The following is a 10,004-nucleotide window of genomic DNA, read 5'->3' on the forward strand; positions in this document are numbered from 1 at the left end:
TTGTATGGTGGGCCGCAAAAGAAAAAACGCGGGCAGCCTGTGCTGCCCGCGTTTCGGATGTCTATCATTTCAAGCTCGTCCCCGCGCCCGGCTTTCCCCCGTACGCGCAACGGCCAAGCGGTCACCCGCCCTGCTGCTCCATCCGCTCCAGACGGTAATACAGCGTGCGGAGCGAGATGCCCAGCTTGCGCGCGGCGTGGGTTTTGTTGCCGCCGCAGGCCTCCAGTACGCGGAGCACTTCCGCGTTATCCGGACGCTTTCGGCGGGCGCGTCCTGCCGCTTCGGGGACCGCCTGCCCACCGGGCGCAGTGCTCCGCGGCGCAGCAAAAAGGTGCACAAAGTGGGACGGCTCCAAGGCTGGCGCATCGTGCATGAGGGTCACCCACTCCATGGCGTTTTTCAATTCGCGCACGTTTCCCGGCCAGTGGTAGTCCAAAAGCGCCTTCTGGGCGGCGTCGCTTATGTCGGCAAAGGCGCGCCCGCGCTTGCGGGCCGAAGCATCAAGGAACATCTTCGCCAAGGGGACAATATCCTCCCGGCGCTCCCGCAATGGCGGGATAATGATTTGCCCCACATTGAGCCTGTAGAACAGGTCCCGCCGGAACAGCCCCTTTTCCATGCGCTCTTCAAAATCAAGGTTCGTGGCCGCGATGATGCGGATATCCGTCTCGTGCTTTTTCAGCCCGCCCACGCGGTAGAATTGGTTTTCCTCAATCACGCGCAGCAGCTTGGCCTGCAGTTCCACAGGTATTTCTGCAATTTCATCAAGAAACAGCGAGCCGCCCTTGGCGATATCCAGCTTCCCGCGTTTGCCGCGGTTTGCCCCGCCGGTAAAGGCTCCCGGCTCATAGCCAAAGAGTTCGCTCTCAAAAAGGTTCGGCGAGATGGCCGCGCAGTTGATGCCCACAAAGGGGAGCGTGGTGTGCTCGCGCCCGTAGTGGACGATTTTTGCGACAATCTCCTTGCCCACGCCGGTTTCGCCCTGAATGAGCACCGGCACGGAGCGGTCCGTGTGGTACTGCTCCGCCTGATGCACCACCTGCCACATGGCCGGAGAAAAGATACCGATGCCGTCCACCTCGGCCTGCTGCGAAAGCATGGACCGCAGTTCCTCCAGCTCCTCTTCCTTCTCCTGCGTTACGGCGCGGACTTCGTCGTCAAAATGCTCCGTCAGGCGGCGGTTCTCGCGGCGCAGGCCCATGTGCTCCTCCACCCGGTCGAGCACGGCGCCAAGCTCCTCCAGATTGATGGGCTTGGTCAGGTAGTCGTACGCGCCGGCGCGCAGGGCCTGAATGGCCAGCTGGACGTCGATATGCCCGGTATAGAGCACGATATCCGCGCCCGGAGCGTCCTCGCCCCCGCGCAAGGCCCCGATAAGGTCGATGCCTGTGGCTCCGGGCATGCTGATGTCGGACAGCACAAGGTCAAACTCCTCCTGCCGGTACACCTGCACCGCGCGGTCCACGCAATCGGCGGACGTCACGGCGTGGCCCAAAAGATTCAGGTAATCGGCAAGAAAAGCGCGTCCCTGCGCATCGTCGTCAACAAGAAGAATTCGCATGGCCTTTAGCCGTCCCTCTCCGTCGGCGTTGCGCCGGTCTGGTGCACGCCGTTCATGGTGCGGGGGAACACAATCTGAAAATGCGCGCCGCCCTCCTCGGCGTTGGTCACCGAAAGCTGCGCCCGGCAGGACGACAAAATCTCGCGGACAATGGAGAGCCCAAGTCCCATGGCTTTTTCCGTATTCTTGGTGGTAAAAAAAGGTTCAAACAGCCGCTCGCGGTCCTCAGCCGGCAAGCCGGGGCCGTTGTCGGCGACCGCCAAATGCACGCCGCCTTCATCCCATGTGCGGATGACTATGCGCCGCTCACCGGGGCGTTCCTCCAAGGCCTGCATGGCATTCGCCACAAGGTTGAGGACGACTTCCTCAAACCGCACGCGCACGCCGTACACCGGGGGCAAATCCTCCGCCAGCGCCACCTCCACCCGCACATCTGCGGCGGTCAGCTGATTGTCCAGCAAGACCAGCGCGGAGCGGACACACTCGTTCATGTCGCACTGTTCATAGGGGCGGGACTGGTTCACGCGCAGAAAATCGCGCAGATGCTGAATGATGTCATCAATACGCCCAACCTGCGAGGAAATATCCTCCAGCAGCTGGACAATTCGCTCACGCGGCAGGTCGTCCATCGTCTTGGCCATATACAGACCGGACCCGGCAAGGATGCGAATGGCATTGAGGGGCTGGTTAATCTCGTGCCCGATGCCCCCACCAACCACGGCCAACGTCGCCATGCGCGTGGCGCGGGTCATGGCGGCCTGCGCCTCCTGAATCTTCAGCTCTGCGTCCTTTTGGCGCGTAATGTCGCGGCCAATGGACTGGTACTCAATAACGCGCCCCGCGTCGTTAAAGATAGCCTGATTCAGAAACTCCACCCAGTACATCGTGCCGTCGCGGCGGATGTAGCTGGGCTCAGTGAGGACGTAGGGGTCCTCCGGCGTCAGGGAAAAAATGGCGCGGGCGATTTCGTGGCACTGCTCCGGGGCCAGCAGGTCCTGAAAGTTCATGCCCACAACCTCGGCAGCGTCCAGCTGATAAAACTGGCAGTAGGCATCATTGACGTACGTGATGGTGCCATCCGGGGCAAACCGGCGCAACAAGTCCACCTGATCGCCCTTTATAGCCTTGTAGCGCACAGCCACGCGGTCCATAAGCGTGGTCTGGCCGCTCTGCTCGTCAAGGCGCTCCAAGCTCTGGCGGGGGCGCTCCGTATTGGCGCGGCTCCATGCGCAGGGGCGCGTACATCCGCGCCGTCCGGTCCCACGGCCACGGGGACGCATCATCCGCGTCTTGCGTATAGCCATTTTCCATTCCGTTGTTGCATGAGAAAAGACAACCGGCCAAAACCGGAAGAAAAAGCGTAGCCCAGCGGCTCGATCATTGGCAAGGGAGTGCCCGGACCTGCTGTCTGGGGCAGATCCGGGCGCGTAAGGGGGGTCTTATTGTAATCCATTCACCACTGCGAGGCGGCGATTGGTAACAAGCTCTTGCATATTTTCAGGGGTCATGACGTTCAGAGCCCCTGCGGGGCAGATGTCCACACACGCCGGGCCGCCTTCGCGGCCCTGACAGAGGTCACACTTCAAGGCGGCGAAAATGGCTTTGTGATGCGCCTCTTCACCGTCCATGACTTGCAGCTTTTGCTCGGATGCCGACTGCGTGGATTCCACAACCTGAATGGCGCCAAAGGGACACGCCACAACGCAGCTTTTGCAGCCCACGCACTTGCCAGCCACAATCTCCACCGCGCCATTGCGGCGGATGATGGCTTCCTCCGGGCAGGAGTTGGCGCAGGGGGCGTCCTCGCACTGGCGGCACTGGATGGGAATGGTCACATCCGGTGTGCGCACAATGGTCACCCGCGGGTGAAATTCCTTGGCCTTGCGCACATCGCCATCAATGTCCTTGTCCAGATGCGCCATGGCGCAGGCCACTTCGCACGCGCCGCAGCCTATGCACTTTCTGGGATCACCGAAAACAAATGTATTTTTCACGCCCTGCCATTCCTCCTGTGGTCGGTGTGGAGCAGGTGGTGCGACTCGTGCCCCAGTGGCTCGCCGAGGAATTCCTCGTACAGGCGCTTGATGTCGGGGTTCTCGTGCGAGCGGCGGTGCTCCAGCTTCCTGTCATGGGCATACAGCCCGGCCTTGCGGCGCAGGTTGGCCTTTTCGCGGTGCTCGGGGAGCATCATCTTGGGCTGGCCGCCACCGCTCACGCAGCCCTGCGGACAGCACATCACCTCGATGAAATGGTACTCGGCGACGCCGTTCTTCACGTCCTCCAAAATGGGGACAACGTTCTCCAGCCCCGCAACAATGGCGACCTTCAGTTCCGTCGTACCGCACTCCACCGTTGCGGTGCGGATGCCCTCCTCGCCGCGGACGTCCTCAAGATCCGTATCCGCGAGGGGCTGGCCGGTCAGCAGTTCGACGCCGGTGCGCAGAGCGGCTTCCATCACGCCGCCGGTATTGCCGAAGATATTGCCCGCGCCAGAGTAGGTGCCAAGGGGCTTGTCAAAGTCCTCGCTGGGCAGGTTGGTGAAGTCCACCCCAATGTGGCGCAGCATCTGGGCAAGCTCGCGGGTGGTGAGGACCACGTCCACGTCGCGGTAGCCGCTGGCCTGCATCTCCGGGCGCTCACTTTCGAACTTTTTGCAGGTGCAGGGCATGATGGCCACGCTGAAGACCTTGGCCGGGTCCACGTCATCAACGCGCGCGCCATAGGTCTTGAACATGGTTCCCGCCATCTGCATGGGGGACTTGCAACTGGACAAATGGTCCACCAACTCGGGATACGCATCCTCCATGTACTTCACCCAGCCGGGACAGCAGGATGTGAACATGGGCAGGGTGCCGCCCTCGCGCACGCGCTGGATCAGCTCCGAGCCCTCTTCCATGATGGTGAGGTCGGCGGCGAAGTTGGTGTCGTAGACTCGGTCAAACCCAAGGCGGCGCAAGGCGGCGGCCAGCTTGCCCGGAGTCAGGGACCCGAGGGGCAGGCCAAATTCCTCGCCAATGGCAACGCGCACGGCAGGCGCACACTGCACCATGGTGTAGCTGTCACTCTTCAGGGCGTCGAACACACGCTGTGCGTCGCCGCGGTAATGCGCGGCAAACAGCGGTTCCTTCACCGAGGGCAACATGCCACGCTGGGCAAGGCGCTCTTCCTTGGTTGTTTCAAACTCATCCAAAATGCTGTCGTAGGCGCTGCATTCCTGCACGCACTGACCGCACAATATACATACTGCCGCGTCGATGGTGTGCGGCTGGTGCCGCTCGCCGGAGATGGCATCCACCGGGCAGACGTCCTTGCAGCGTCCGCACCCGGTACACAGCTCCTGATCGATGCGGATGATCTGCTCAGAATCAAGAATCATAACCGTATTGCTCCTGTGCTCTGCGGTTAGGCAGGAAGGTTGCGGATAGCGGACATCAGCTTCACCGCGGCATTGAAATTGCGCTTACGGCGCAGGGCGGTGGGCCGGACAATGCGCAGGGCGTCGCCGGGGCACACGCCAACACAGGCGGGGCCGCCGTGCACGCCGGCGCACAGGTCGCACTTGGTGGCCACAAGACGGGGAGTTTCCTCCACCCGGCCGCCGGCTTCCTCACGCAGGACGGGCTGCATCACCCGCTCGCCATGGCGGTACACGTCCATCAGCTGCAGCGCGCCCATGGGGCAGGCGACCATGCAATTCTTGCAGCCCACGCAGGCGTCCTCGTCCACAACAATGCGGCCGCCAACCTGACGGATGGCGTCGATGGGACAAGCGTTGGCGCAGGGGGCGTCCTCGCAGTGGCGGCACTGGACAGGTGCGGAGGTCTCGCTGGTGTTCACAACGTGCAGGCGCGGATGCAGCGGGCTCTGCTGGCAGCCGACCGTCGTGGGCACAACGTCTTCGTGCACCGCGGCGCAGGCCACTTCACACAGCTTGCACCCAATGCACTTATCGGAATCAGCAACAACGAAGCTATTGAGAGGAGAAGGCATTTGCTTTCCTTTTTCTTGCACTACGCCACAACGCGGCTGTCGGACGCAGTATCCTTACGTACGCGCACGGCACAAACCTTAAGTTCCGCAGTTTCGGTAACAGGATCGGCCGCACTGTTTGTCAAAATATTTCCGCATGCTTCGGAGAAGTGGAACGTGATAAACGTCAGCCCCTTGGGCACGCGTGGGGTCACCTGCGCCTTGGTGCGGACTTCGCCGCGGCGGGTGGTGACGACGATGGGATCGCCATGCTCAAGGCCAAGCTCCTCAGCGTCCGCGGGATTGATTTCCAGCGACTCCTCAGGGCTCAGGCCGTTCAGGCCCCAGCAGCGGCGCGTCATGGTGCCGGTGTGGTAATGCGCCACAACGCGGCCCGTGGTCAGCATCAAGGGGTACTCCTCGTCGGGCATCTCCGCCGGGTCGCGGTGGTCAATGGCCGAGAACTGACCGCGGCCATTGTCGCACTGCCCAACGTGCAGCACCGGGGTGCCGGGATGCGCTTCGTCCCAGCAGGGCCACTGGATGCCGCCCTGCTCAAGGCGCGCGTAGCTGATGCCCGCGTAGGTGGGCGTCACCGAACGCATCTCGTCAAAGACGTCCTCGGGCGAGGCGTAGTCGGCGTCGTAGCCCATGGCCTGCATCAACTCCGTGATGATGCGCCAGTCCGGACGGCTGTCGCCCACCGGCTCAATGGCCTTGCGGATGCGCTGGACGCGGCGCTCTGTGCTGCTGAAGGTGCCGTCCTTTTCCGCAAACGACGCTCCGGGCAGCACCACGTCGGCCTTCTGGGCCGTCTCGGTCAGGAAAATGTCCTGCACGATGAGAAAGTCCACATGGTCAAGGCAATGCTCCACATGGTTCACGTCCGGGTCGCTGCGCATGGGGTTCTCGCCAAAGACATACAGCGCGCGGATATCACCGCTCTCGATGCCGTCGAACACGCCGGGAATGGTGCGGCCGGGTTCGCCGCTGAGCGAAACGCCCCACGCCTGCTCAAAGCGCTGGCGCACGGCGGCTTCCGTCACCTTCTGGTACCCCGGGAAGGTGTTGGGCAGCGCGCCCATGTCGCAGGAGCCCTGCACATTATTCTGCCCGCGCAGGGGGTTCACGCCAGCCTTGGGCTTGCCGATGTTGCCGGTGACAAACGCAAGGTTTGCAACGGCCAACACGTTGTCCACGCCAGACGTATGCTGGGTGATGCCCATGGTGTAGTACGTGGCGGTATTTTCACTGTTGCCAATGAGCCGCGCCGCGCGGCGGATATCCTCAGCAGGCACCGTGGTGATGGCCGAGGCAATCTCCGGCGTAAAGCGCTGCACGCTGTCGCGGAACGCTTCAAAATTTTCTGTGCGCGCGGCGATGAAATCTTCATCCGCCATGCCTTCTTCAAGGATGACATGGGCGATGCCGTTGAGCAGCGCGGCGTCGGTGCCGGGCTTCAGGCGCAGCCACAAGTCCGCGTGCTGGCTCAGCGTGATGGCGCGCGGGTCGGCGACAATCAACTTTGCGCCACGGTGCTTGGCGCGCATCATGCCAAGGCCGATAATGGGGTGGCACTCGGTGGTGTTGGTGCCGATGGCAAAGATACAGTCCCGCAGCCCCATTTCGTCCAACTCGCCGATGGAGTTGGTCATTGCTCCGTTGCCCATTGCGGTGGCCAGACCGGCCACAGTGGGAGCGTGTCAGAGCCGTGCGCAGTGGTCGACGTTGTTCGTCCCCACCGCCGCCCTCATGAACTTCTGCATGAGGTAGTTCTCTTCGTTGGAGCAGCGCGCGGAGCTAAATCCCGCCACACTGTCCGGCCCATGCTCGGCGACAATGCCGCCAAGGCGCTGGGCAATAACCGCGTAGGCCTCATCCCACGTGCTTTCGGTCAGCACGCCGTTTTTGCGGACGAGGGGCGATGTCAGGCGCTCCGGGTGCTGGACAAAGTCCACCCCAAAGTGCCCCTTGGAGCACAGCGCGCCCTTGTTCACGCTGGACGGATCAAGATTCGGCTCAACGCCGGTAATCCGGCCGTCATCATTCAGCAGCAGATAGAGCGAACATCCCGAACCGCAGTACGGGCAGGTCGTGAGAACTTTTTGCATCGAAAGTTCCTCTCAGGAAGCAAGTCAGTATAAAATTCCGGCGTGCGCCGGAGAATTGAACACGCAAGGCGTCCTGGCCGGACTTTCCAGCCATGGTGCTTGTTTGAGTGCACAATCAGCACACACTGTGCCAAAATCCATACACCTGCAATCCCTCGAAATACGGGAACTTTTGTCAAAGGCGAGTTCGCCTGCGCCATCCTGCAACCATGCAATTGCAGCCCTGCGTTGCATGGTTTGCATATTTTGCATGGTCCGCTCGCAGCAAAACTGCACCCGCCGCAGCGCAAACGTCTGTCCAATGGCAAATATGCCGCCGACTTCACGCCGTGGGCGTTCTTGCGTCCGCGTCGCGGGTCAGGCTCTCGCCCCGCTCCACCGCCCCCAGCATCATACGCACCAAAAGGAGAGGTCCGTGTGACCTCTCAACCTGTGTGCTCTTCGTGGGATATCGAGTGAAAAATATACGCCGTTTGATTAACCAAACAAGGCGCTGCGCAGTCCAGCGCGAAGCGATGGGCAAGACATAGATTGAATTTGTGAAAAAAGCAACCACCTGCACAATTGCCCCGCCCTGCGGGCGTTTACAGCAATTCTCGCCCGTGTACAACTGTCCTTAATGCGCCGAAATTCCCTTCCGCCACTGCGGCGCGCAAGGCGCCCCACGGCGTTTTCTCCTGCTCGCCGGGGATGCGTGCGTCAATGAACAAAAACGGACACAAACCGTGGAGGACGAACAGCTTGAGCGCGGTGAAGCCCCCCCTCTCTCGGAAAACGCGGATCCGGAAAAAAAGGAGAAAAGGTGGCAGGCGCTACCGCTGAACGATCGTTGTTTTGCCGGGTGCTCCTGGCCACACACTGTGGATACCGTCCATACGGACTGAAGGCACCGTTCCTCGGTGTTGTGGCGACGCTCGGGATAAGGCAAGCGAAAGCGGCAATACCCCCGCCTTAAGCCGAATACCCTACTCTGAGCGCCTTCCGATCAGCGCCTTACATCGAACGTTGAGCCACCTGCATCTGCCGCCTAGCCGTTCGCTCGCACGTTACATCTTCGGCTTTACGTCGGTAATGCCAGCCAGATGGGGACGATTGTCCTCCACCTCGCGAAGCGGGGCCACCTCAGTCATCGACTGCGTCGAACGCCCAGCCAAGGCCTGATACTCGCGAATATTAAGGCCATGCCAATGCATATCCCGGTCCGTCACTTCGCGCAGGACCTTGGCAGGAGAGCCAACCAGCAGCTGGCGCGGGGCACCGGCAAAACCTGCCTTCACAAAACTCATCGCCGCAACGATGCTTTCTTCACCAACCACAGCGCCATCCATCACCACAGAATTCATGCCCACCAAACAATTCCGCTTGATGACGCACCCATGCAAAATAGCGCCATGTCCGACGGACACGTTCTCTTCAACCACCGTGTCCACATCGCAATACCCATGCATGATGCAGCCATCCTGCACATTGGAGCCATCCTTCACAATCAACCGGCCATAATCGCCGCGCAACGAGGCACATGGACCAATATACACATCCGCGCCAACAATCACGTCGCCAATCAATACCGCCGTCGGGTGCACAAAGGCATCCGGGTGGACCACAGGAACCAAACCCTCAAACTCATAACACGGCATCGCAACTTCCCCTTTCGTTCACACCCAATTCTCACAAGCCCACTCCCGGCTTGCTCCTCACATCAAATGGATGGGTAGACATGACATAATCGTGATCATATTTCAATCATGATCGTAGGCGCCCCTTTATTACTACGTTTCGCTTTACGCGTGGCGGGGGGCTTGTTGCCGTGAAGGCACTTACGGTGCCGGATGTATGGGGTGGGATACGGATGGCTGAAGGCAGATTGGGGAGGAAGAAGAGAAGCAACGGCGGCGAAGGATGTAGGAAGGGAGTCGGTTCTTCCTTGAGAAGTGGTAATGAGTAGGCCCCCTGTAAGCCGTGGATGGAGATATGTTGATTGGGCCGAATCTGGTGACGGTGAGGTTGAGGCGTAAACAAGGGACGACGCAACCTGTTTGAAACGAGGAGACTGTGGTTGTGTGCGGGATGGTGGCGGAGTCGAGAGGTGTTTCGGCAGGGTCTCTGGAATGTGTCGCTGATTTGCGAGCCCTGAGGAGTTGGATAAACGAGCAAATGAGAAGGACGATCTCTGACCTCTGAAGGTGTTGTGCCGGAAAAGTGGCTTGTAACGGGTGCTGATGCGTTGCTTTGGCGGAGTCGAGAGATTCTTTCGGTGTTCTGGGAAAAGCGGGCTTGAACTTGAAGATGGTGCTCTCTGTTGGGGGTGCCTGGAAGTGCTTGAGTAGGGAAGATATCGCGGCTGTGGTGATGCGCTATGGTGG

At 60.8% G+C, this 10,004-nt stretch carries 7 protein-coding genes; all 7 read right to left on the reverse strand.

The features are described 5' to 3' along the window. Positions 1-121 precede the first annotated feature (121 nt). On the reverse strand, positions 122-1,561 hold the full coding sequence (locus ACY69P_RS09605; protein ID WP_462327304.1) for a sigma-54-dependent transcriptional regulator: 1,440 nt from the start codon (positions 1,559-1,561) through the stop codon (positions 122-124). Between the two features lie 5 nt (positions 1,562-1,566). Further along, complete coding sequence (locus ACY69P_RS09610) at positions 1,567-2,865, reverse strand: PAS domain-containing sensor histidine kinase (RefSeq protein WP_462327305.1); 1,299 nt, start codon at positions 2,863-2,865, stop codon at positions 1,567-1,569. Positions 2,866-3,000: 135 nt separating this feature from the next. Then, positions 3,001-3,555, reverse strand: coding sequence for a 4Fe-4S dicluster domain-containing protein (locus ACY69P_RS09615; RefSeq protein ID WP_459898075.1), 555 nt, complete (start codon positions 3,553-3,555; stop codon positions 3,001-3,003). Further along, positions 3,552-4,937 carry a [FeFe] hydrogenase, group A gene (locus ACY69P_RS09620; protein WP_462327306.1) on the reverse strand — a complete coding sequence of 462 codons (1,386 nt, stop codon included), beginning with the start codon at positions 4,935-4,937 and terminating at the stop codon, positions 3,552-3,554. The genes ACY69P_RS09615 and ACY69P_RS09620 overlap by 4 nt, the downstream gene beginning before the upstream one ends. A 26-nt stretch (positions 4,938-4,963) precedes the next feature. Continuing rightward, entirely contained in the window at positions 4,964-5,551 is a 588-nt protein-coding gene (locus tag ACY69P_RS09625) for a 4Fe-4S dicluster domain-containing protein (RefSeq protein WP_404846212.1), read from the reverse strand. Positions 5,552-5,571: 20 nt separating this feature from the next. Next, positions 5,572-7,641 carry a formate dehydrogenase subunit alpha gene (gene fdhF, locus ACY69P_RS09630; protein ID WP_462327307.1) on the reverse strand — a complete coding sequence of 690 codons (2,070 nt, stop codon included), beginning with the start codon at positions 7,639-7,641 and terminating at the stop codon, positions 5,572-5,574. Between the two features lie 1,046 nt (positions 7,642-8,687). Next, positions 8,688-9,278 carry a carnitine operon protein CaiE gene (gene caiE / locus ACY69P_RS09635; RefSeq protein ID WP_462327308.1) on the reverse strand — a complete coding sequence of 197 codons (591 nt, stop codon included), beginning with the start codon at positions 9,276-9,278 and terminating at the stop codon, positions 8,688-8,690. Between the last annotated feature and the right edge of the window lie 726 nt (positions 9,279-10,004).

The organism is Desulfobaculum sp. (assembly GCF_054921475.1).

Coding starts and splice junctions, on each gene's coding strand:
- ACY69P_RS09605 (WP_462327304.1), bottom strand. CDS start 1,561: ATGCGAATTCTTCTTGTTGACGACGATGCGCAGGGACGCGCTTTTCTT.
- ACY69P_RS09610 (WP_462327305.1), bottom strand. CDS start 2,865: ATGGCTATACGCAAGACGCGGATGATGCGTCCCCGTGGCCGTGGGACC.
- ACY69P_RS09620 (WP_462327306.1), bottom strand. CDS start 4,937: ATGATTCTTGATTCTGAGCAGATCATCCGCATCGATCAGGAGCTGTGT.
- ACY69P_RS09625 (WP_404846212.1), bottom strand. CDS start 5,551: ATGCCTTCTCCTCTCAATAGCTTCGTTGTTGCTGATTCCGATAAGTGC.
- caiE (WP_462327308.1), bottom strand. CDS start 9,278: ATGCCGTGTTATGAGTTTGAGGGTTTGGTTCCTGTGGTCCACCCGGAT.